This window comes from Escherichia sp. MOD1-EC6475 (assembly GCF_003046645.1).
Lineage (GTDB): Bacteria > Pseudomonadota > Gammaproteobacteria > Enterobacterales > Enterobacteriaceae > Escherichia > Escherichia ruysiae.
The window spans coordinates 296568-317487 of the sequence record NZ_PZKQ01000011.1; the positions used below are offsets into that span (position 1 = coordinate 296568).

The 20920-nt window shown below is 47.5% G+C and carries 24 protein-coding genes and 3 tRNA genes; 7 read left to right on the forward strand and 20 right to left on the reverse strand.

Features of this window, described 5'->3' with window-relative positions; all coding sequences use genetic code 11:
* Positions 1–4: 4 nt before the first annotated feature.
* From motB to flhD, 4 genes are all read right to left on the reverse strand, one after another.
* On the reverse strand, positions 5–931 hold the full coding sequence (motB, locus tag A7589_RS03855) for a flagellar motor protein MotB (RefSeq protein ID WP_108188730.1): 927 nt from the start codon (positions 929–931) through the stop codon (positions 5–7).
* Entirely contained in the window at positions 928–1815 is an 888-nt protein-coding gene (gene motA / locus A7589_RS03860; protein ID WP_000906346.1) for a flagellar motor stator protein MotA, read from the reverse strand. The genes motB and motA overlap by 4 nt, the downstream gene beginning before the upstream one ends.
* Before the next feature lie 124 nt (positions 1816–1939).
* Positions 1940–2518, reverse strand: a complete 579-nt coding sequence (gene flhC / locus A7589_RS03870; RefSeq protein ID WP_001291598.1) for a flagellar transcriptional regulator FlhC — start codon at positions 2516–2518, stop codon at positions 1940–1942.
* Positions 2519–2520: 2 nt separating this feature from the next.
* The gene (gene flhD / locus A7589_RS03875) at positions 2521–2871 is read right to left on the reverse strand and encodes a flagellar transcriptional regulator FlhD (protein WP_021550922.1); all 351 of its coding nucleotides are present in this window, start codon (positions 2869–2871) and stop codon (positions 2521–2523) included.
* A 776-nt stretch (positions 2872–3647) separates the two neighbouring features.
* On the opposite strand from flhD, the gene uspC reads away from it, so the two are divergent.
* Positions 3648–4076, forward strand: a complete 429-nt coding sequence (uspC, locus tag A7589_RS03880) for a universal stress protein UspC (protein ID WP_000122664.1) — start codon at positions 3648–3650, stop codon at positions 4074–4076.
* A 6-nt stretch (positions 4077–4082) separates the two neighbouring features.
* Here the strand turns inward: uspC and otsA are convergent, their stop codons facing one another.
* The 5 genes from otsA to araF all read right to left on the reverse strand — a co-directional run bounded on the left by otsA (position 4083) and on the right by araF (position 10027).
* Positions 4083–5507: an alpha,alpha-trehalose-phosphate synthase gene (otsA, locus tag A7589_RS03885; protein ID WP_010356942.1), complete on the reverse strand. Its 1425-nt coding sequence runs from the start codon at positions 5505–5507 to the stop codon at positions 4083–4085.
* Entirely contained in the window at positions 5482–6285 is an 804-nt protein-coding gene (otsB, locus tag A7589_RS03890) for a trehalose-phosphatase (protein WP_000138761.1), read from the reverse strand. Before otsB ends, otsA begins: the two co-directional genes overlap by 26 nt.
* A 163-nt stretch (positions 6286–6448) precedes the next feature.
* Positions 6449–7435: an arabinose ABC transporter permease AraH gene (gene araH, locus A7589_RS03895; protein ID WP_010356944.1), complete on the reverse strand. Its 987-nt coding sequence runs from the start codon at positions 7433–7435 to the stop codon at positions 6449–6451.
* A gap of 14 nt (positions 7436–7449) precedes the next feature.
* Positions 7450–8964 carry an arabinose ABC transporter ATP-binding protein AraG gene (gene araG / locus A7589_RS03900; protein WP_105282653.1) on the reverse strand — a complete coding sequence of 505 codons (1515 nt, stop codon included), beginning with the start codon at positions 8962–8964 and terminating at the stop codon, positions 7450–7452.
* Between the two features lie 73 nt (positions 8965–9037).
* Positions 9038–10027: an arabinose ABC transporter substrate-binding protein AraF gene (gene araF, locus A7589_RS03905; RefSeq protein WP_000548667.1), complete on the reverse strand. Its 990-nt coding sequence runs from the start codon at positions 10025–10027 to the stop codon at positions 9038–9040.
* Positions 10028–10816: 789 nt separating this feature from the next.
* On the opposite strand from araF, the gene A7589_RS03915 reads away from it, so the two are divergent.
* Positions 10817–11320: a non-heme ferritin-like protein gene (locus tag A7589_RS03915; RefSeq protein WP_000246122.1), complete on the forward strand. Its 504-nt coding sequence runs from the start codon at positions 10817–10819 to the stop codon at positions 11318–11320.
* Positions 11321–11403: 83 nt separating this feature from the next.
* Here the strand turns inward: A7589_RS03915 and yecJ are convergent, their stop codons facing one another.
* The gene (gene yecJ / locus A7589_RS03920) at positions 11404–11655 is read right to left on the reverse strand and encodes a DUF2766 family protein YecJ (RefSeq protein ID WP_000082114.1); all 252 of its coding nucleotides are present in this window, start codon (positions 11653–11655) and stop codon (positions 11404–11406) included.
* 114 nt (positions 11656–11769) lie between these two features.
* Complete coding sequence (azuC, locus tag A7589_RS22760) at positions 11770–11856, reverse strand: stress response protein AzuC (protein ID WP_077629254.1); 87 nt, start codon at positions 11854–11856, stop codon at positions 11770–11772.
* Positions 11857–12120: 264 nt separating this feature from the next.
* Between azuC and yecR the strand changes: the two genes are divergently transcribed.
* Together yecR and ftnA are read left to right on the forward strand one after the other, a co-directional pair.
* Positions 12121–12444 carry a YecR family lipoprotein gene (gene yecR / locus A7589_RS03930; protein ID WP_000681530.1) on the forward strand — a complete coding sequence of 108 codons (324 nt, stop codon included), beginning with the start codon at positions 12121–12123 and terminating at the stop codon, positions 12442–12444.
* A gap of 177 nt (positions 12445–12621) precedes the next feature.
* Complete coding sequence (gene ftnA, locus A7589_RS03935) at positions 12622–13119, forward strand: non-heme ferritin (protein ID WP_000917207.1); 498 nt, start codon at positions 12622–12624, stop codon at positions 13117–13119.
* A gap of 37 nt (positions 13120–13156) precedes the next feature.
* On the opposite strand, the gene A7589_RS03940 is transcribed toward ftnA, so the two are convergent.
* Positions 13157–13396, reverse strand: coding sequence for a YecH family metal-binding protein (locus A7589_RS03940; protein ID WP_000377222.1), 240 nt, complete (start codon positions 13394–13396; stop codon positions 13157–13159).
* 190 nt (positions 13397–13586) lie between these two features.
* Here A7589_RS03940 and tyrP point away from each other — a divergent pair, with 190 nt between their 5' ends.
* Entirely contained in the window at positions 13587–14798 is a 1212-nt protein-coding gene (gene tyrP, locus A7589_RS03945) for a tyrosine transporter TyrP (protein ID WP_000797589.1), read from the forward strand.
* Positions 14799–14860: 62 nt separating this feature from the next.
* Here tyrP and yecA read toward each other — a convergent pair whose 3' ends face one another.
* The 7 genes from yecA to uvrY all read right to left on the reverse strand — a co-directional run bounded on the left by yecA (position 14861) and on the right by uvrY (position 19263).
* Positions 14861–15526: a UPF0149 family protein YecA gene (gene yecA / locus A7589_RS03950; RefSeq protein WP_000847896.1), complete on the reverse strand. Its 666-nt coding sequence runs from the start codon at positions 15524–15526 to the stop codon at positions 14861–14863.
* A gap of 194 nt (positions 15527–15720) precedes the next feature.
* Positions 15721–15807: transfer RNA gene (locus tag A7589_RS03955), tRNA-Leu, on the reverse strand.
* Between the two features lie 12 nt (positions 15808–15819).
* Positions 15820–15893, reverse strand: a tRNA-Cys gene (locus tag A7589_RS03960).
* A 52-nt stretch (positions 15894–15945) separates the two neighbouring features.
* A tRNA-Gly gene (locus A7589_RS03965) sits at positions 15946–16021 on the reverse strand.
* A 151-nt stretch (positions 16022–16172) separates the two neighbouring features.
* Positions 16173–16721 (reverse strand): CDP-diacylglycerol--glycerol-3-phosphate 3-phosphatidyltransferase, encoded by a 549-nt coding sequence (pgsA, locus tag A7589_RS03970; protein WP_001160187.1) that lies wholly within the window; start codon positions 16719–16721, stop codon positions 16173–16175.
* Positions 16722–16777: 56 nt separating this feature from the next.
* Positions 16778–18610 carry an excinuclease ABC subunit UvrC gene (gene uvrC, locus A7589_RS03975; protein ID WP_000116021.1) on the reverse strand — a complete coding sequence of 611 codons (1833 nt, stop codon included), beginning with the start codon at positions 18608–18610 and terminating at the stop codon, positions 16778–16780.
* Entirely contained in the window at positions 18607–19263 is a 657-nt protein-coding gene (gene uvrY, locus A7589_RS03980; RefSeq protein WP_000611331.1) for a UvrY/SirA/GacA family response regulator transcription factor, read from the reverse strand. The genes uvrC and uvrY overlap by 4 nt, the downstream gene beginning before the upstream one ends.
* Positions 19264–19559: 296 nt before the next feature.
* Between uvrY and A7589_RS22765 the strand changes: the two genes are divergently transcribed.
* Both A7589_RS22765 and yecF read left to right on the forward strand, forming a co-directional pair.
* The gene (locus tag A7589_RS22765) at positions 19560–19736 is read left to right on the forward strand and encodes a hypothetical protein (protein ID WP_032337164.1); all 177 of its coding nucleotides are present in this window, start codon (positions 19560–19562) and stop codon (positions 19734–19736) included.
* Positions 19723–19947: a DUF2594 family protein YecF gene (gene yecF / locus A7589_RS03985; RefSeq protein WP_000106474.1), complete on the forward strand. Its 225-nt coding sequence runs from the start codon at positions 19723–19725 to the stop codon at positions 19945–19947. Before A7589_RS22765 ends, yecF begins: the two co-directional genes overlap by 14 nt.
* A gap of 66 nt (positions 19948–20013) precedes the next feature.
* Here yecF and sdiA read toward each other — a convergent pair whose 3' ends face one another.
* A complete protein-coding gene (gene sdiA / locus A7589_RS03990; protein WP_001154262.1) occupies positions 20014–20736 on the reverse strand; it encodes a quorum-sensing transcriptional regulator SdiA in 723 nt (240 codons plus the stop codon).
* Positions 20737–20920: the final 184 nt, after the last annotated feature.

Sequence of the window (20920 nt, forward strand, 5' to 3'; positions counted from 1 at the left end):
GCTGTCACCTCGGTTCGGCTGATGGCATTGTGGGAGCACTGACCTGCGGTGCGCTCCCTGTTTTTTCCAGAACACTTACCGGCTCATTCTGGCTTTCAGCGTTTTCATGCAAAATAGCTTGTTCGGCTTGTCTGTTCAGAACCAGCAGGCTGATTCGACGATTGACGGCATCATCAGGTCCACGATCGCTTAAACGCATGGTGGCAGCCATGCCGACGACGCGCAGAATTTTGCCATCAGCCAGACCACCCACCATTAGCTCACGGCGCGACGCATTAGCGCGTTCGGCAGAAAGCTCCCAGTTGCTATAGCCTTGCTCACCATTGGCGTAAGGGAAATCATCGGTATGACCGGAGAGACTGATACGGTTAGGAATACCGTTCAGCACAGGCGCAATACTCCGCAGAATGTCACGCATATAGGGTTCGACGTCAGCACAGCCGGTTTTAAACATCGGGCGATTCTGGCTGTCGATAATCTGAATGCGTAAACCTTCCTGCACCAGATCGATTTTGAGATGTGGACGCAGCGCCCGTAGTTTCGGATCTGATTCGATAAGCTGGTCGAGATCGCCCCGCAATTTCCGCAGCCGACTTTGCTCCATGTGTTTTTTCAGTTCTTCAATGTCTGGCTGCTTATTCACTTCTCCCTGGCTTTGGGTGTAATCATCACCCCCGCCAGGAATTGGGCTTTCACTATTCGAAATGCGATCGCCGCCCGTTACTGCCGTCGCCAGCGGCGTGCGGAAATATTCCGCAATCTGAATCAGCTCTTTTGGGCTGGAGATGGAGATCAGCCACATCACCAGAAAAAAAGCCATCATCGCAGTCATAAAGTCAGCATAAGCAATCTTCCACGATCCATGCGCCGCGCCGTGACTTTTCGCTTTGCGTCGTTTGACGACAATAATTGGATGCGCGTGATTCTTCATGCTTCCTCGGTTGTCGTCTGCTGTTGCGGATTTTTCACTGCACGAACATGCTCTTCCAGTTCGACGAACGACGGGCGCTCGCTGGAGTAGAGCGTTTTGCGACCAAATTCAACCGCAATTGGCGGTGCATAACCGTTGAGATTAGAAAGCAGTATGACTTTGACACACTGCATCATTTTGCTGGTCTCTGCGCTTTTCTGGCGCAAAACACTTGCCAGCGGGGAAATAAATCCATAAGCCAATAAGATACCGAGGAAAGTCCCCACCATCGCATGAGCAATCAGCGCCCCCAGTTCGGCGGCAGGACGATCGGCTGAACCTAACGCGTGAACCACCCCCATCACTGCGGCGACAATACCAAATGCCGGGAGCGAGTCACCGACCAGCGCCAGACTGTTTGCCGGGACTTCCGCCTCGCTTTCGTGAGTCTCGATCTCTTCATCCATCAAAGCTTCGATTTCGAAGGTATTCATGTGACCACTAATAATCAGGCGCAGATAATCGACAATAAAATCAAGCATGACGGCATCTGCCATAATGCGAGGATAACTGGCGAAGATCTCGCTCTCGCGAGGATTTTCAATATCGCGCTCCAGCGAAAACATGCCCATCTGGCGTGATTTCGCCATTAGCCGGTAAAGCAGTGCCAGCAGATCCATATACATCGCTTTGGTGTATTTGGAGCGGCGAAACAGTAACGGCAGCGCCTTAAGCGTGCCTTTGATGGCTTTACCGTTGTTGCCGACAATAAACGACCCAATGCCTGCACCGGCAATAATCACCAGTTCAGCGGGTTGATAGAGTGCTCCAAGGCTTCCGCCGGTCATCAAATAACCGCCGAAAACTGTACCGAGAACAACCAGGTAACCTAATAAGATAAGCACGACATCATTCTTTCACTGTTGACCATGACAGGATGTTCAGTCGTCGGGCGTTAACTTACGGTCGGGGAAAAAAAGCAGCGACAATCACTTGCCGCTGCTGGAATGTTTCGCCATATCGCGTGAGTTAAACAGCCTGTACTCTCTGTTCATCCAGCAGTTGAGGGATAATATCGGCAGGGTCTTGAGAAAGTTTACGTCTTTTTACCGCTCGTGATGGCGGCTGACATAAGCTGCAGGCAAAGCTGCCAACAGGCTGATGGGCATGGGTGATAAAATTACCGCCGCAGCACTTGCAACTGGAAAGTTGTAGTAAACCACTTTCAACAAATCGCACCAGTGTCCAGGCGCGTGTCAACGCCAGCAGAGGGCCTTCTTCGGCTTGCGGACACTGTTCGAGGTATAAACGATAGGCTTTGATCACGGCATCGACGCCGTTACATAACCCGGTTTTCAGCAAAAACTGCCATGCATTACAAAACATCGACGCATGAACATTTTGTTCCCAGGTCATAAACCAGTCGGTGGAGAATGGCAGCATACCTTTCGGCGGCGGACTTCCGCGCAGTTCTTTATAGAGTTTGATCAGGCGTCCGCGACTTAATTGTGTTTCACTTTCCAGCATCTGCAAACGAGCGCCGAGGGTGATCAATTCCATTGCCAGCTGAATATCCCGGGCTTCCTGAACAATGCTTTTTTCGCTCATTATCAGGCCCTTTTTTTACGCAGCACTTCTTCGGGCTGATTAACATCATTCAACAAACGTGTAGAGAGCATGATACCGGTATGAACTTGCTGGAGATCGTCAACGTGGGAATCCTGCGTCAACTGATTAATAGTCTGGTGGCTGTCAAAGCGGAAATGACAAATCAGTTGATTGGTTTCTGCCAGTTTAACCATTTGCGGAAGCGTCAGCGTCGCTAACGTTGTTGCCATTTCTTCATTAATACCGAGACGAAACATGGCGGACGCTTTGTCCTGAACGATCAGACGTTGTGCAAGAAGTAAATATGACAAATTGATGTCATAAATATGTTTCAGCAACTCGGAGGTATGCATTATTCCCATCCAGAATAACTAACTTTATTTTTATGCGGTATCACCGCACCCCGTGATGTCGCCGGGAAATCCCGGTAAAAAGTAAATAACCATGGAATAGTTGCGATCAACGAAAAAACACAGGCATCGTAAGAGATGAAACAATCCCTTACAGAGAGTAGTGTTTTTTACACTTATCTAAGATTTTTCCTAATTCGACGCAACTGTACTCGTCACCACTCACACATACAACGGAGCGACGCTGCGATTTTCGATAATGTGTGACTCAGATCACACAAAACACTCAATTACTTAACATTAATGTATAAGTCATACTTTTGTTTTGGTGATATTTCATTCTGTTAAAAAGTTTTTCAGCACCCCTGACTTCAAAAATGAAGTGGATGCATAAAATTATTATGTTGCGCACTGTTAATATAAATCACCGTAAATAACCATATGTTATGTATGAAATAAATTTATTTATCCTCTATAAATTATTTTCAAACAGAGAGTTACATAACATGAGCCTGTTCAAGTGAAAATAAAGCCGGGAACCCCTCAAATGTTAAGTAAATGTTTTACAAATATTATCCATTTGTTTTATAAGGAAAATAGTTAATTTCACTTCTTATAACCACACTGGTGATCGCATGATAACATTGCGGTACTAATTAATTATTCTTACTAGTAACCAGCCTAATATTTACCTTTTTGACTGAGTTGTTATTGCATCAGTGCCTCATTCAGAGTAAAGCTGTAATAACACCTGAAGTTCACAGAATAAGGAGCAGGTTATGAGCTATACCAATGTTCTTGTTGCCGTAGCTGTCTCGCCAGAAAGCCAGCAACTGTTAACAAAAGCGGTATCTATCGCCCGTCCGGTTAATGGACGCATAAGTTTGATCACTCTCGCTTCCGACCCGGAAATATTCAATCAATTAGCCGCACCGATGCTTGAAGATTTACGCAGCGTGATGCATGAAGAAACACAAAACTTTCTTGATAAATTAATTAAGGATGCGGGATATCCGGTAGAAGAGACGTTTATTGCTTGCGGAGAGTTAAGCGAACATATTCTGGCAGTGTGCCGTAAACATAAATTCGATTTGGTGATTTGCGGCAATCATAACCACAGTTTCTTTTCGCGAGCATCCTGCTCAGCGAAAAGTGTGATTGCCTCAAGCGAGGTCGATGTACTACTGGTTCCGCTTAAGGGAGATTAACCGCGATTACGCCAGTTTCGGAAAGGTGGCAACTTTATCGCGCTGCTGACTTTCCGCGCTTCGCGGAACTATCTGCTTTAGGTCGCGAATAAAATACTCCTGCCAGTGATTAATGTCGTTTTTCACAATAACTTCCAGCATTTCTGCATGGCGGGAAATACGTTCCGCCAGCGACATCGTCAACGCCCGATTGAGCGCCGCCGCAACTTCATCACGATCGTATGGGTTTACAATTAACGCCGACGTCAGTTCGTTTGCCGCCCCGGCAAATTGCGAAAGTACCAGTACGCCCGGATTGGCAGGATCTTGTGCGGCAACATACTCTTTCGCGACCAGGTTCATTCCGTCGCGCAGCGGCGTCACTAATCCAACATCGGAATAGCGGAAGATTTTCATCAGTAATTTACGATCAAAATGCTGATTCAGATAATAAAGCGGCGTCCAGCCTAATTGACCATATTTGCCGTTAATTCTCCCGGCTTCATTTTCCAACTGATGACGAATATCCTGATACGCTTGCACATCACCACGCGACGTTGGCGCAATCTGGGTATAGCGAATTTTACCGTGATGTTGCGGATATTTTTCCAGCAACGCTTCATAGGCAAGAAAACGCTCCGGCAAACCTTTGGAATAATCCAGTCGTTCGACAGAAAAGATATTCTGTACGTTTTTCAGTTCCGCTTTTAGTTGCGCCAGTTTTGCCGGCAGTGGCCCGGCAGCCTGTTTGGCAATCTCATCTGGTTCAATGCCAATGGGGTAAACTTCGGTTCGAAACGTTTTGCCCCAGGCCGTATGGCTTTTTGAGCTACGCGTCGTAACACGGGTCAGGTTAGAAAGGCAATCCAGGAACGCCAGACGATCGTTCTCTGTCTGGAAACCCAGCAAATCATAATCACAAAGCTGTTCAAGCAAGGTGTCATACGTCGGTAGCGCATTGAAGATTTCCGGCGTCGGGAAAGGAATATGCAGGAAGAAACCAATGCGATTATTCACCCCACGTTTGCGTAATTCATGCGCAAATGGCAACAGGTGATAATCGTGAACCCAGATAATGTCATCGTCTTCCAGCAGCGGCAGTAATTTATCTGCCAGTAACGCATTTACGCGTAGATAGCCGTCCCAGGCAGGACGCTGAAATTGCACCAGATCGAGTCGATAATGAAATGCAGGCCAGAGAACGGCATTAGAGAATTGGTTGTAGTATTCGTCGAGATCCTGTTCGCTGAGGTTAAAAGAGGCCCAGGTAATATTTCCTTTTTTCACCTTTTTTAGCGGCTGATCCTCATTCCCTGTTTCGCCACTCCAGCCAAACCACAGCCCACCTGCGGCTTTCAGTGCCCCCAGTATGCCGACAGCAAGGCCACCGGCACTGGCGGCGTGCTCGTCTGGTGGTGCAATCCGGTTAGATACTACGACTAAACGACTCATAGTCATCACTCCTGTTATTTTCTCTTTTTTGTTGTTGTAATGCGTTGGTTATCATTTCAAGCCAGCTCCAGACATCCGGCACGCCCGCCAGCCGCCATGATGCCTGAGTCGCTCCGGTGCCAATTTTCACTGACATTCCACCCAGTCGGTTAACGACCGCGAAGCCAGATTCATCGGTTAAATCATCGCCCAGAAAAACGGGCTTACGACCGACAAAGGGAGCTTCCTGCATAAAGGCTGCAATCGCCTCCCCTTTACTGGTGTTTCCTGGTTTAATCTCGACGACACACTTTCCCTGCTGTAATGCCATTTGCGGCCAAATCTGGGTAATGCGTTGCGCTAATGTCAATAAGGCGTCTTCGTGCTGCGGCGCCTGACGATAATGCAGCGCAAACGCCATCCCTTTGGCCTCAAGTTCCGCACCGGGATAGTGGCTGATTGCCGTATGCAGTTGAACGCTAATATCGCGGGCAATCGCATCCGGCAGGTGAACGATATGCGTTTTACCATTGATGTCACGGCGCTCCGCCCCATGCACGCCCGCTAACGGGAAGCGATAAGGTTTTGCCAGTGCGTCAAGCTCGACCATTGAGCGCCCTGATATCAATGCCAATGCACCATCACTTGCGGTTGCCAGTAGCTGAAGTCCTTGCAGAATATTGTCAGGCACGACGACCTGATCGGGATGCGGTTTAATTTCTGCCAGCGTTCCATCGAGATCAAAAAACCAGGCATATTTCGCGGATAGTTCAGGGGGTTCGGTTAACGGTTCTGTCACCCGGTACTCCTCCTTATCTTTTTATAGTTTGCGCAGAACGCGCTTTACAGACATGTAAGTATAGACAGTGTGACGTAGCTCGCCATTTGCAAAAAAGAACAGCCAGCCGTTGTGGCGGCTGGCTGTGATGGAAAAAAGAGCTAAATTGTTGCGAAAAAAAGCATCAGACAGTGCGTTTCGCTTTTTGCTTGTAACGGTCGAAGATCACCGCCGCCAGCAGGATTAAGCCACGAACCACGTACTGCGCGAAAGGAGAAATATTGAGCAGGTTCATAGCATTTTCTACAGTACCTAAAATTAAGATACCCGCCACCACATATGAGATTTTTCCGATGCCACCTTTCAGAGAAACGCCACCTAAAACGCAGGCTGAGATAACAATCAACTCATAGCCAATCGAGGTCATCGGCTGACCGCTGGTCATGCGCGAAGCCAGAACAATCCCGGCAATCGCCGATACCAGACCAGAGAGAACGAAGATAATGATTTTGGTGCGGACAACAGGTACACCCGCCAGACGCGCGGCCTCTTCGTTACCGCCAATCGCCAGCGTATTACGACCAAAGGTAGTTTTGTTCAGCAGCAAGCCAAAGATTATCAGGCAAGCGACAGTGAGCCAGATTGGCGCAGGCAGGCCGAACCAGTTGGCATAACCGAGAGCAAAGAAACTTTCATCTTCGATACCAACCGCTTTACCGTCAGAGATGATATACGCCAGACCACGGACAATCTGCATCGTCGCCAGCGTGGTAATCAAGGCGTTAATTTTAAGTTTAGCGATAACAAAACCATTCACCAGACCGCAGAGGACGCCCAGCAGCAAACCTGCCGCCACGCCTATCCACAGGCTTTCGGTCAGATTGATAACCACCGCCGTAGTGACACCTGCACAGGCAATGACCGAAGCAACAGAAAGGTCAAAGTCACCCGACGCGAGACAGAACAACATACCGCACGCCACCATCCCCGACATGGAGATTGCCAGCCCCAGCCCTTTCATATTAATGAAGGTGGCAAAGTTCGGGACAAAAATGGCACAGGCAATAAACAGCACCGCAAACACCACCAGCATACCGTACTGATCCCAGATACGGCCGAAGCTGAATGACGACTTAGGTGCGCCAGAACCCGATGTAGAAACAGAAGACATCATACTCTCCTTACTCAGGCAACTGCCTGACTGACTTTAGGCATAGCAAGGCTTAGTGCCTGACGCTCATCTGCCTGCTCGTGTAGCAATTCACCAGCGATTTCACCTTCACGCATGATGACAATACGGTCGGCGACGCCGAGGACTTCGGGCAGATCGCTGGAGGCAAACAGCACCGCCACCCCCTGCGCCGCCAGCGCATAAATCACGTTATATATTTCGTGCTTGGCTCCCACATCAATACCGCGCGTAGGTTCATCCAGCAAAATGACTTTCATATCTTCCGATAACCAGCGTCCCAGAATGGCTTTTTGCTGATTACCACCGGAGAGATTCATGATTAATTGCTCTGCTCCTGGCGTTTTGATATTGAGCGAACGAATATGGTGATCAGCATTATTTGCTTCCCAGCCGTTATTGATCACGCAACCGCCGAGAACATGCTTGCGACGGGCGCTGATGTTGATATTGTCACGGACGGAATGCACCGGAATAATGCCTTCCGCTTTACGATCTTCTGGACAGAGCATCATGCCAGCCGCAATGGCGTGGCCTGGTTTACGGATATCGATTGGCTTTTGGTCGATATAAACCTGACCGGCGGTGATTTGCGTCCCACCAAACATGCCTTTCATTAATTCGCTGCGTCCTGCCCCCACCAGACCAAACAGACCAACGATTTCACCACTGCGAACGGTCAGGCTTATTGGCGTACGCACGCCAGGTGCCTTCACGGCATCCAGACGCAATCGCTCCTCACCATAGCTACGCGGTTGCCAGCCGTAGATATCGCCGATATCGCGACCAACCATCGCCTGTACCAGTGCGTCGTGGTCAACCTGCTGCATATCGGTAAAGGTTTTGACATAACGCCCATCTTTAAAGACGGTGATGGCATCGCTGAGGGCAAATATTTCTTCCATACGGTGAGAAACGTATAAGATCACCCGCCCCTCTTTTCGCAGTTCACGAATAACGCGGAAAAGATTGTCGATTTCACGGGCAGACAGGGAGCTGGTTGGCTCATCAAAGGCGATAATTTTGGCGTTACGCGCCAGAGCTTTGGCAATTTCAACCATCTGCCACTGACCAATGGAGAGATATTTCAGCGGCGTAGCCGGGTCAATATCCATACCCAGATGTTTGAGTTGTAAACCTGCTTCATAATTCAGCAGTGAACGATTCACAATGCCGCCTTTATGGGGAAGCTGGCCGAGATAAATATTTTCCGCGACGGTCATTTCCGGCACGAGATGCAGTTCCTGGTAAATAATCGCCACACCCGCGTTAAGCGCAGCGGTCGTGTCGGAAAAGGACATTTCTTGTCCATTAATCACTACAGAACCCGTGGTTGGCGCATAGTTTCCACTAAGGATTTTTAAGAGTGTTGATTTTCCTGCGCCATTTTCACCCATCAACGCATGAACCTGACCGGCATAGCAGTCAAAACTGATATCCGTCAACGCCTTAACGCCGGGGAAAGTTTTACCAATGCCGCGAAATGAGAGATACGGGGTAGACTGTTGCATAACGTCTCCGTGAATCACTGGTCTTTCACACCCCCTCTGCACAATAAAGGCAGAGGGGAATTTTTACGGCAGATTACTTACCGCCTAAACCTTTTTTCTCCAGTTCTTCTTTAAAGTTGTCGCGCGTAATCAGAACTACATCGGTAACTTCAGTGAATTTTGGTGGTTCTACGTCTTTCGCTACCCAGTTGTAGAGCATTTCGCTGGATTTATAGCCATGTACGTCCGGACTTGGCAGGAGTGAACCGTAGAAACCGGTAGCCTGCGCTTTTGACAGCTCACTCACCGCATCCACCCCATTGATACCAATACCAATGATGTCCGCCGCTTTAAAGCCCTGACCTTCCGTTGCACGTACACCGCCCAGCACGGTGCTGTCATTCATCCCGACAATCAACCAGTGTTTAACTTCAGGATGCTGAACCAGCATGGAGTTGGCGGCGTCAAATGCCCCTGGGATGTCGTTAGATTTGGTGGGAACCTGATAAATTTGTTTTTCCGGGAATCCGGCGGCTTTCAGCGCGTCCATAGACCCCGTGGTACGGCGACGAGCGGTATCCAGTTCGTTGGCAGTAATCGCCATTACGGCACTTTCTTTTACGTCCCAACCACGTTTCTGCATCTCTTTATACAGTTCCTGGCCCTGACGCTCACCAATTTTGGTCGCCGCCATCATCACCAGCGGCACGGTATCCATCGGCTTACCTTTGGCATTTACAAACTGGTCATCCACGGCAATCACTTTCATACCATAGCCACGTGCTTTCGCCACAATTGCGGAACCCAGTTTCGGGTCTGGCGTACAAATGACAAACCCTTTCGCACCGCTGGCAGCCAAACTGTCGATGGCGTTCAGCGTCTTTTCGCCATCCGGCACGGCAATCTTAATAACGTCAAACCCTAAATCTTTCCCGGCTTTATCGGCAAACTTCCATTCGGTCTGGAACCACGGCTCTTCTGGTTGCTTTACCAGGAAACCGAGTTTCAGGTTTTCCGCCATAGCGGATTGTGACATAACGGCAGCCAGACCAATGGCTGCAAGAGCTTTAGTAAATTTGTGCATGGTTATCTCCAGCTTTAGCGTCATTTTGTGTAGGGCAAAAACTAAGAACTTTTGTTAATTCAATCGGAAAACAAAGCATTACCTTTATCGAAAAGATAATTGACTGTGTTGGCATAGTTTTAGCGAGAAATTAATTCTCCATAGGAGAGCAATATCACATAGCAGAATTACAGTGAGAACGTGCATAAATTCAGCGAGAAATGACATACTGGAATCGGTAATTGTCTGACAAATCAAAAAAGCATTAGCAGAATAATCCATGACATTAGCCTGGAAATCCTTGTGGTGTGCTTTGAGAGGCAGGGAGTGTCTTTTTTAATCTAATTATTACCGGGCAAGAGGTTGTTCATTTGCGCTGAATAGTGAAAGGAGGAAGAAGTCTCTAAACCTTGCACCAATCAATTTCCACATCAATTATCACCTCATTTATTAATTAAAGGTAACGCTATAACGAGAGCATTATCGCATAATCGAAAAAACACCTTAAAATATCAAAACATCATCATGTTATTAAGAAATCATTTTAATATCAATGAAATACATCAATATAACGCATTAGGAATTATTGCAAACCAATTGATCTCACCAATGAAATGTAAAAAAATATAAATCCGGTGATTTAAGGATTTTCTTATATTCGTTCAGACGTTATGCTTATTTCAGATCATCGTCAGAATTGACTCCACGATCACATTTTGGACATGCAGAAAGGAATTATTCTGCAAGCAGTAATTACGGTGTTTTGATTCATCTTGCACCTCACGTCTTCTGGATATAAGGATATTAGGTATGGCAACCACTGGAATGCTTCTCAAACTCAACACCCAAATGAACCGCGAGTTTTACGCATCCAATCTCTACCTTCACCTGAGCAAATGGTGTTCTGAACAAAGTCTGAATGGCACCGCTACTTTCCTTCGCGCCCAGGCACAAAGTAACGTGACGCAAATGATGCGCATGTTTAACTTTATGAAAAGTATCGGAGCAACTCCCATCGTTAAAGCTATCGATGTACCAGGAGAAAAGCTTAACTCTCTGGAAGAACTCTTCCAAAAAACGATGGAAGAATATGAGCAGCGTTCAAGCAAGCTGTCACAATTAGCCGATGAAGCTAAAGAATTGAATGATGATTCTACCGTCGATTTCCTGCGCGATCTGGAAAAAGAACAGCAGCACGATGGCCTGTTGTTGCAAACCATTCTTGATGAAGTGCGCAGCGCGAAACTTGCCGGTATGTGCCCTGTCCAGACCGACCAGCATGTTCTTAATGTCGTGTCGCATCAGATACATTAATCATGTTCGGCGCTTTAAAACATGCGCCGGATACAAATAATTTTGAGAAAACCGCTGCTTCATACTTTGAAGCAGCGGTTTTTTTAATGGGATTCACCTTGCGGAGTAAATTTCAGTTCAATCAGCGCGATAGCTTTTTGGATAGCGCGCATCGTTACCGGATCGGCTGCGGCGGGATGGTTAGTAAAATCGATATTCTTCAGCTGGCTGGACATTTTTTCACGCAACTCAACAGGTGCGATCACATCGAGTACGTCGAGAATTTGTTTGATTACCAACTGGCAAGCGACAACATCAGAGACCAGTTCCTGATCGGCATTCAGCGGCTGGGACATTGTAAACTCCTGATAGCATTTTGAAAGCCGCTATAGTAGCGGCTTCCCCTCCACAGCGATAGTCACATCCGCCATCACCAGGGCACAAAAAAACCTGCCGAAGCAGGTTTTTTGTTATCTGAACATATTGCCTGGCGGTACGTCTTTGAACGTCTTGCAATAGTTATCGAACATGCTTTTCAGGATTTTGCGCAGTTTCATTGAGGTACCCCGACCATTTGTTATGCAGGTGTTATCGTCTTTGCGCTTATAATATGACATCCATCACAAAAATCAATCTTTATGTGATTTATATCACACAAATATCCCTTTAATGTTATGAAATTGATAACCCGCAAAGTCGCCATAAAGCATCTGACTTCTGGGAAAAGCAAGGAATAGCGCCGATCCGTCGTCTTTTCTGTCCATAACCTGATCCTGCACGCAGGTACAATACCTGTTTCTTCTCCCTTTTCAGGCCGTGACATGAAACATCTGATAATTGTTTTTTCGCTTTTAACATTAGCGGGCTGCACCGTAACTCGTCAGGCTCAATTGAGCGAGGTTAATGTCACGAGCGGTATTGTACGCCTCGTTTATGACCAGGCGTTTTTACAACACGCCCGTACTGACAGCTATCTTAATCAAAGAATAGCGGAACGCGCATGTCAGCACGCAGGGTTTACCCGCGCCATTGCGTTTGGGCAACCTGTAAGTAACTGTAGTCTGTTTGCGGGGGCGTTATGTCTGAATACGGAATTTACGTTGTCGTATCAGTGCCAAAATTTAATGCCCTCGACTTATCAATAAAGCCTTAATCAGCGAGGGATGCTTCGCTGGTTAATTAATCCCACGAATAGCGTTAATGCGTTTTATTCCCATTCGTATTTTTAATAATTGAATTTAATATTTTACCTTTTGCAAATAATAAAATAACAAATTATAGTGGCGCCACAGCAACAAAAATAACCTTTGTGGAGCACTATCATGCTGAAACCAGAAATGATTGAAAAACTCAATGAGCAGATGAACCTGGAACTGTACTCTTCACTGCTTTATCAGCAAATGAGCGCCTGGTGCAGCTATCATACCTTTGAAGGTGCGGCTGCATTTCTGCGCCGCCACGCCCAGGAAGAGATGACGCATATGCAGCGTCTGTTTGATTATCTGACCGATACCGGAAACTTACCGCGTATTAATACCGTTGAATCCCCGTTTGCTGAATATTCTTCACTTGATGAATTATTCCAGGAAACTTATAAGCATGAACAATTAATCACGCAGAAAATTAATGAACTGGCTCACGCCGCCATGACCAACCAGGATTACCCAACGTTTAATTTCCTGCAATGGTATGTTTCTGAGCAGCATGAAGAAGAGAAATTGTTCAAATCGATTATTGATAAATTAAGTCTGGCTGGTAAAAGCGGCGAAGGTCTTTATTTCATCGATAAAGAACTTTCTACCCTCGACGCGCAAAACTAATCTACTCTGGCGGCAGATTTACTGCCGCCGTTTCATATCAGTGGCGACAAATTTTACTTGTATCGGTTGAGAACCCTTCTTCGCCGGGAATAAATTTACCTTTCGCCGCCAGAAACGCCACCAGCTCTCCCGCTGTCATCCCTTCCGCCGAGCAGGTATGAAAACGCGCCTGTTCACCAAAACGCGCTTTGATCGCCGCTTCCAGACTGGCGTGCGTATATTGCTCGCCTGATTCAATCATCATATTTAACACTTCATGACCGTGAATAGAGTCCATCGTTCCTCCTCAAAAAGGGCATAGCGTAGCGATATCCGCTCATCAAGGCTTTGCGCCAGCGCAGTTCCGAATGCATTTTATTGTACATTTTTGTTTACAGTAAATGTAACGTCGATTTGACGAGAAATGTAGAATGCCTTAACCTGCGCCGCAGATATCTCTCATAAAGATCGTCAGGACAGAAGAAAGCGTGAAAAACAGAACTCTGGGAAGTGTTTTTATCGTGGCAGGAACCACAATTGGCGCGGGTATGTTGGCAATGCCACTGGCGGCAGCAGGCGTCGGTTTTAGTGTCACATTGACATTGTTAGTTGGTCTGTGGGCATTGATGTGTTACACCGCACTGCTATTGCTGGAGGTGTATCAGCATGTCCCCGCAGATACCGGTCTGGGCACGCTGGCAAAACGCTATCTGGGGCGTTATGGGCAGTGGCTCACTGGCTTCAGTATGATGTTTTTAATGTACGCCCTGACAGCGGCGTACATTAGCGGTGCCGGTGAATTACTTGCCTCCAGCATCAGTGACTGGACCGGTATTCCAGTGTCGGCAACCGCTGGCGTGTTGTTGTTCACTTTTGTTGCCGGTGGTGTGGTTTGTGTCGGGACGTCGCTGGTCGATTTATTTAACCGCTTTCTGTTTAGCGCCAAAATTATTTTTCTGGTGGTGATGCTGGTACTGCTGCTACCGCATATTCATAAAGTGAATCTTTTAACTCTACCGCTGCAACAAGGACTCGCGTTGTCTGCGATCCCGGTAATTTTTACGTCATTTGGCTTCCACGGTAGTGTACCGAGCATCGTCAGTTATATGGATGGCAACATTCGCAAGCTGCGCTGGGTATTTATTACAGGTAGTGCGATCCCTCTGGTGGCATATATATTCTGGCAACTGGCGACACTGGGCAGCATTGATTCAACAACCTTTATGGGACTGCTGGCTAATCATGCCGGGTTAAACGGGCTGTTGCAGGCATTACGCGAAGTGGTGGCCTCACCGCATGTCGAACTGGCGGTGCATTTATTTGCTGACTTAGCCCTCGCAACGTCCTTCCTCGGTGTAGCATTAGGCTTATTTGATTATCTTGCGGATCTGTTTCAGCGTTCAAATAGCGTTGGCGGGAGAATGCAAACCGGGGCAATTACTTTTCTGCCACCGCTGGCATTTGCTCTGTTTTACCCACGTGGCTTTGTAATGGCGCTGGGTTACGCCGGTGTGGCGCTGGCTGTACTGGCGTTGATTATCCCTTCCCTGCTGACCTGGCAAAGCAGAAAACATAATCCACAAGCAGGTTATCGGGTTAAAGGCGGCCGTCCGGCGCTGGTACTGGTGTTTCTCTGTGGTATTGGCGTGATTGGAGTGCAATTTTTGATTGCAGCAGGATGGTTACCAGAGGTGGGGTGATTAAATAGCCTCACATATCCTTGTTGGGTGCCAGAATTAACTCTGGCACCCAATGTGACCTCTTAATGCAGGCAGCACTGCTTAAATTTCTTACCACTACCGCACGGACAAGGATCGTTACGACCCGGTTTTTCTTCTGCTTTGATCGGTTGCTGAACAGGCTTTTCCTGCTGATGAGCCATCCAGTAAGCGTGCAAATCAAGTGCCGCCAGTCGAATGGCATCCACACTCTCATCAAACGCTTCCGGTGACAGCTTCTCTACCCGCTCGAAGTTTTCTTCCGTACCGTGCAGCGCAATCGCCTCAAGCGCCGGTTTTAAGGATTCAGGCAATGCCGACCAGTCAGAGAGGGCAGCGCCACGCATATAGCCAAAGCACCACTCCTCAACGATCGTCAGCTCACGACCATCAACCTCTCGCAGACCAAATAACGGCTCAAACTGTTCAGGAAATTCGTTCAGACGTTCTGCGGTATCGGCCATATGTTGAAAAGCCAGATTCATAAAGCGCGTCATCTCTTTTTCTGACGCCCAGCGCGGTACATAATCCGCCCCACCCCAGACGGCCACCAACCACTGTTCTGGTTCAATTTCTTGCGGAGAACTCAACACCGCCGTCAATAAACCGTCCAGCTCAGCTACATCAAGGATGGCGTGGTCTGTGTTGTATTTGGTCAGGATATCATCCAGCCATTCCAACTCACTTTCGTTCAACGGTCCCGTTTTCATACGCTTTTCCTTGTGGATCTCGACTCACCAGCGTCTATCTTACATGTCGCTCTGGCATAGAGATACTTTTTGAGTGGATTACCTGGTGATTAAAAATAAGAGGGGTATAACGATAAGTGGCAGGTACAAAAAAACCACCCGAAGGTGGTTTCACGACACTGCTTATTGCTTTGATTTTATTCTTGTCTTTCCCATGGTACCCGGAGCGGGACTTGAACCCGCACAGCGCGAACGCCGAGGGATTTTAAATCCCTTGTGTCTACCGATTCCACCATCCGGGCTCGGGAAAAAATTGGAGGCGCGTTCCGGAGTCGAACCGGACTAGACGGATTTGCAATCCGCTACATAACCGCTTTGTTAACGCGCCAAATTCTTTAGGCTTTTCAGCCAGACACCCGCTTAAGCCGATGTCTTTTAACTGGAGCGGGAAACGAGACTCGAACTCGCGACCCCGACCTTGGCAAGGTCGTGCTCTACCAACTGAGCTATTCCCGCACTCATCAAGCAATCATCTAATCACTTGATTTTATTATCGTCTGGCAATCAGTGCCGCCGTTCGATGCGTTGCATTCTACTTACCTGACGCGATGAGTCAACGATATTTTTCACCACTTTTGATCGTTTGCTGAATTTTGCGCCGAAACGATCACTGATCAAGCAAATCTGCGCGAGCTGCGCTCAAATATTGCAACATAGACCACAGAGTCAGTACCGCAGCCACAAAGAAAAGTGCAATACCAGCATACTCAACCCAAATGTTCGGACGCCATAACAGCCAGGCCAGCGCCACCATTTGGGCGGTCGTTTTTACTTTACCAATCCAGGAGACAGCCACACTGCTGCGTTTACCGAGTTCAGCCATCCACTCACGTAGAGCAGAAATGATAATTTCACGGGCGATCATCGTTGCCGCTGGCAAAGTGACCCACCAGCTATGGTAATGCTCAGTTACCAACACCATGGCAATGGCAACCAGCACTTTATCAGCTACTGGATCAAGGAAAGCGCCAAAACGGGTACTCTGATTCCAGCGACGCGCCAGAAAACCATCGAACCAGTCAGTCACCGCCGCAACGCAGAAAATGAGTGCGGCAGCAAACGGCGACCAGGTGACAGGCAGATAAAAGACCAATACAAAGAATGGGATAAGGATGACACGGAACAGTGTGAGCAACGTAGGGATATTAAATTGCATAATGACGGGTAACTATCTGTTGTCAGTAAGATTACCCCTATGTTGCTACAGAGACATCAATGTTTCAACGACCAGAAGATCTTTTCTGCCAGACCTTGCGAAATACCCGGCACTTTTGCAATTTCCTCAACGCTGGCGTTACGTAAACCTTGCAAACCACCCATATATTTCAACAACATTTGCCGACGTTTTGGTCCAACGCCTTCGATGGTTTCCAGCGTGCTGGTATTTTTGACTTTTGCGCGTTTTTTGCGATGCCCACCAATCGCGTGATCGTGTGATTCATCTCGGATATGCTGAATGACATGCAGCGCCGGTGAATCTGGTGGCAGACTGAAGCCCTCACCTTCAGGTTCGAAGAACAACGTTTCCAGCCCAGCCTTACGATCGGCTCCTTTTGCCACGCCAAGCAACAGCGGATGGTTTTTATCCCATGAGACATCCAGCTCGGCGAAGACATTTTTCGCCTGCGCAAGCTGGCCTTTGCCGCCATCAATCAGGATCACGTCCGGAATCTTACTGTCGTCGATGGCTTTACCGTAACGCCGACGCAGCACCTGATTCATTGCCGCATAATCATCACCAGGCGTAATGCCGGTAATGTTATAGCGCCGATACTCTGCACGCAGCGGGCCGTTAGCATCGAACACCACACACGAAGCGACCGTTTGTTCACCCATGGTATGGCTGATGTCAAAACACTCCATCCGCTTCACTTCCGGCAATTTCAACACGCTGGCAAGCGCGGTCAGACGCTGGTGAACGGTAGATTGTTGCGAAAGTTTGGTGGTTAACGCTGTCGCCGCATTGGTGCGCGCCAGCTTCAGGTAACGTGCCCGATCGCCACGCGGTTTAGTCTGAACGTTAATCTTGCGCCCTGCCAGTTCTGAAAGGGAATCGGCGAGCAGCGTTTTATCGCTAAGATTAAAGTCGAGCAGGATCTCACCCGGTAAGGTGCGCATCTGGCTGCCCTGTAAATAGAACTGACCGACAAAGGTTTCCACCACTTCGCCCAGCTCCGTACCGCCAGGTACTTTCGGGAAATAACTACGGCTACCGAGCACCTTGCCCTGACGAATAAACAAGACGTGGACACAAGCCATGCCCGCATCGAAAGCGACGCCAATAACGTCAAGGTCATCACCTGTATTGGAGACAAACTGTTTTTCGGTTACGCGTCGCACCGCCTGGATTTGGTCGCGAATACGTGCCGCTTCTTCAAACTCCAGATTCTGGCTGGCTGTTTCCATGCGACTAATCAGTTGAGTAAGTACCTGATCGTCCTTGCCGGATAAAAACAGGCGCACATACTCTACCTGCTGGGCGTACTCTTCTTCACTCACCAGTCCTTCAACGCATGGACCCAGACAGCGCCCTATCTGATATTGCAGACACGGACGCGAGCGGTTGCGATAAACGCTATTTTCACACTGGCGAATCGGGAAAATCTTTTGTAGCAGCGCCAGGGTTTCACGCACCGCATAGCCATTTGGGAACGGGCCGAAATATTCACCTTTGGCGTGTTTTGCGCCGCGATGCATAGCCAGACGCGGATGGGTATCGCCGCTAAGAAAAATAAAAGGATAAGATTTATCATCGCGTAACAGAACGTTGTAACGCGGCTGATAAAGTTTGATGTAGTTGTGTTCCAGCAACAGAGCTTCGGTTTCGGTATGGGTAACCGTCACATCAATTTGCTGGATCTGGGCAACCAACGCTTCGGTTTTGCGCGAAGCGAGGTTGCTACGGAAATAGCTGGAAAGCCGTTTTTTCAGGTCTTTCGCTTTGCCGACATAGATAACCGTACCACCAGCATCATACATGCGATAAACGCCCGGCTGGCTGGTTACGGTTTTTAAAAACGCTTTTGCGTCAAACTGAACACTCACTGACTTGTTAATGTCTCCGCATTACACAGACCATGGCGAATTGCCAGGTGAGTCAGCTCAACATCGCCATGAATGTTTAATTTACTGAACATACGGTAGCGATAGCTGTTCACCGTTTTCGGGCTGAGATTAAGCTGTTCTGAGATCTCATTGACCTTTTGGCCTTTGGTAATCATCAGCATAATCTGCAATTCACGTTCAGACAAACTGGCAAATGGGCTTTCTGTTTTTTCTGGTTCGATCTGGCTTAATGCCATTTGTTGAGCAATGTCAGAAGCAATATAACGCTGCCCTGAATAGACAGAGCGAATCGCACTCACAACTTCCTGCGGAGCCGCACCTTTGCTGAGGTAGCCCGCAGCACCGGCCTGCATTACTTTCGCTGGTAAAGGGTTTTCAGTATGAACCGTAAGCATGATGATTTTGACATCTGCTGTTGAGCGAGCGATTTTACGCGTCGCCTCAAGACCGCCAATGCCAGGCATACTCATGTCCATTAGCACGACGTCAACGGTGTTTGCCCGGCACCACTTAACGGCGTCTTCACCGCAGGATGCCTCACCGACGACTTTAATACCCTTTATATCTTCCAGAATGCGTCGTATCCCTGCGCGCACCAGTTCGTGGTCATCAACAAGTAGAACGTTGATCAAAGGAATATCTCCAGAAATAGGGATAACGCTACTGATAGTTAGTCATTCGTATATTAGCGGGTTTTATTGCAACTTTGAAACGTTAAAAATGGTGGGTATTCGATTTTTCTCTCGTTTTTGTAAATTCGATTGTCCAGAGTTATCGTCACGTCCGTCATCAAAGGTTTGCCAGCTCGTTTCGCAGTAAGGCTAACGCCGAAATGTGACAAAAATTGACTTTATTCAGCATAAATGAAAAATCAGCGGCATGAATATGTAACATGAATTAACCCGAACAATACGCGCGAAAAACATTCATGATAAAAATATTTATTGCGCGTTATATTCCCTGTTTTATTACTATTGCTGATATCGTGAGCAAAAAACAACCACTGCTATTTTTAGCAAAGCTTATGGTATACTCCGCCGCCTTAACATTTTTCACCGCAAATTTTCATTGCAACATGACGAGGAAAATAAATGAGTACGCCTGATTTTTCTACTGCCGAGAATAATCAAGAACTGGCAAATGAAGTCTCCTGCCTGAAAGCGATGCTGACGCTGATGCTGCAGGCGATGGGACAAGCTGACGCGGGCCGCGTGATGTTAAAGATGGAAAAACAGCTTGCGCTGATCGAAGACGAAACCCAGGCTGCGGTATTTTCCAAAACGGTTAAGCAAATTAAACAAGCCTACCGTCAGTAATATAAAACCGGCTGAAAGCTCACCTTTCAGCCGGTTTGGCATCTTGCACGCCCAATGTAATAGATATCATATTAAGCCAGTTGCGGCTGCGTAACAGGCAACCTGCGTTTTATTCGGTGCATTGATTTTTTTCTGCATGTTTTTCTGATGGAAATTGACAGTATTCTCAGAGATTGACAGGATCATCGCTATCTCTGCTGACGTTTTACCTTCTGCGGTCCATTTCAGTATTTCTTTTTCCCGCTTGCTGAAATTCATCTCTGGCGTCATCACTATTTCATCATTTAAACGTATCAACGCCATCAGACTTTCACGCACCAATAGCTGCATTTTTAATTGCAGTTCATCACTAAGAATGGGTATTTCACGCGTACTGCTACGGGAAAAGGACAAAAACCCCAGCGCACGATTCGGCAACATTAAATACTGAGTGACGCCACGGCGTAAACCATGCGCACGTGCGGCTTCCCATAACGGCTGTGCTTCGTTGAATAAATCATCATTCCACAATAAATGCCCCTGACTGAAGTTTTCAGGGTTAAGTACCGGATCAATAGCGAGGAAGTTGTTGGCCTGATAATAACTGACCCATGACTCCGGATAATTGGTGTAGAAAGCCACTTTCGGTCGCGTGAATGGCACCGGGTGACGCACACATAATGAATAAAAATCGTACTCCAGTTGGTAAGTCTGATGCTCTATTTCATGGTAGACCTCTTCTGCGGCCTCCATCCTCTGAAAACGCAACAACATCGTGCGACGCCAGCTGAAAAAATCCGTATCCTGCATAGTTAACCGCTACGCCCCTGAGAGTGAGTATCATTTATACTGATAACTCAAACTATCACATAAATAAGATTTATATATAATTTATATTATTCAGACAATGAATTACTTTTGCAAGACATAGCATTCTCTTATGTTATTAATAAGTTATGCTGATTTATTAAGCGATTTATGCGGTCAGGAATAC

Coding starts and splice junctions, on each gene's coding strand:
- motB (WP_108188730.1), bottom strand. CDS start 931: ATGAAGAATCACGCGCATCCAATTATTGTCGTCAAACGACGCAAAGCG.
- flhC (WP_001291598.1), bottom strand. CDS start 2,518: ATGAGCGAAAAAAGCATTGTTCAGGAAGCCCGGGATATTCAGCTGGCA.
- flhD (WP_021550922.1), bottom strand. CDS start 2,871: ATGCATACCTCCGAGTTGCTGAAACATATTTATGACATCAATTTGTCA.
- uspC (WP_000122664.1), top strand. CDS start 3,648: ATGAGCTATACCAATGTTCTTGTTGCCGTAGCTGTCTCGCCAGAAAGC.
- otsA (WP_010356942.1), bottom strand. CDS start 5,507: ATGAGTCGTTTAGTCGTAGTATCTAACCGGATTGCACCACCAGACGAG.
- araH (WP_010356944.1), bottom strand. CDS start 7,435: ATGTCTTCTGTTTCTACATCGGGTTCTGGCGCACCTAAGTCGTCATTC.
- araG (WP_105282653.1), bottom strand. CDS start 8,964: ATGCAACAGTCTACCCCGTATCTCTCATTTCGCGGCATTGGTAAAACT.
- araF (WP_000548667.1), bottom strand. CDS start 10,027: ATGCACAAATTTACTAAAGCTCTTGCAGCCATTGGTCTGGCTGCCGTT.
- A7589_RS03915 (WP_000246122.1), top strand. CDS start 10,817: ATGGCAACCACTGGAATGCTTCTCAAACTCAACACCCAAATGAACCGC.
- yecJ (WP_000082114.1), bottom strand. CDS start 11,655: ATGTCCCAGCCGCTGAATGCCGATCAGGAACTGGTCTCTGATGTTGTC.
- azuC (WP_077629254.1), bottom strand. CDS start 11,856: ATGAAACTGCGCAAAATCCTGAAAAGCATGTTCGATAACTATTGCAAG.
- yecR (WP_000681530.1), top strand. CDS start 12,121: ATGAAACATCTGATAATTGTTTTTTCGCTTTTAACATTAGCGGGCTGC.
- ftnA (WP_000917207.1), top strand. CDS start 12,622: ATGCTGAAACCAGAAATGATTGAAAAACTCAATGAGCAGATGAACCTG.
- A7589_RS03940 (WP_000377222.1), bottom strand. CDS start 13,396: ATGGACTCTATTCACGGTCATGAAGTGTTAAATATGATGATTGAATCA.
- yecA (WP_000847896.1), bottom strand. CDS start 15,526: ATGAAAACGGGACCGTTGAACGAAAGTGAGTTGGAATGGCTGGATGAT.
- pgsA (WP_001160187.1), bottom strand. CDS start 16,721: ATGCAATTTAATATCCCTACGTTGCTCACACTGTTCCGTGTCATCCTT.
- A7589_RS22765 (WP_032337164.1), top strand. CDS start 19,560: ATGATAAAAATATTTATTGCGCGTTATATTCCCTGTTTTATTACTATT.
- yecF (WP_000106474.1), top strand. CDS start 19,723: ATGAGTACGCCTGATTTTTCTACTGCCGAGAATAATCAAGAACTGGCA.
- sdiA (WP_001154262.1), bottom strand. CDS start 20,736: ATGCAGGATACGGATTTTTTCAGCTGGCGTCGCACGATGTTGTTGCGT.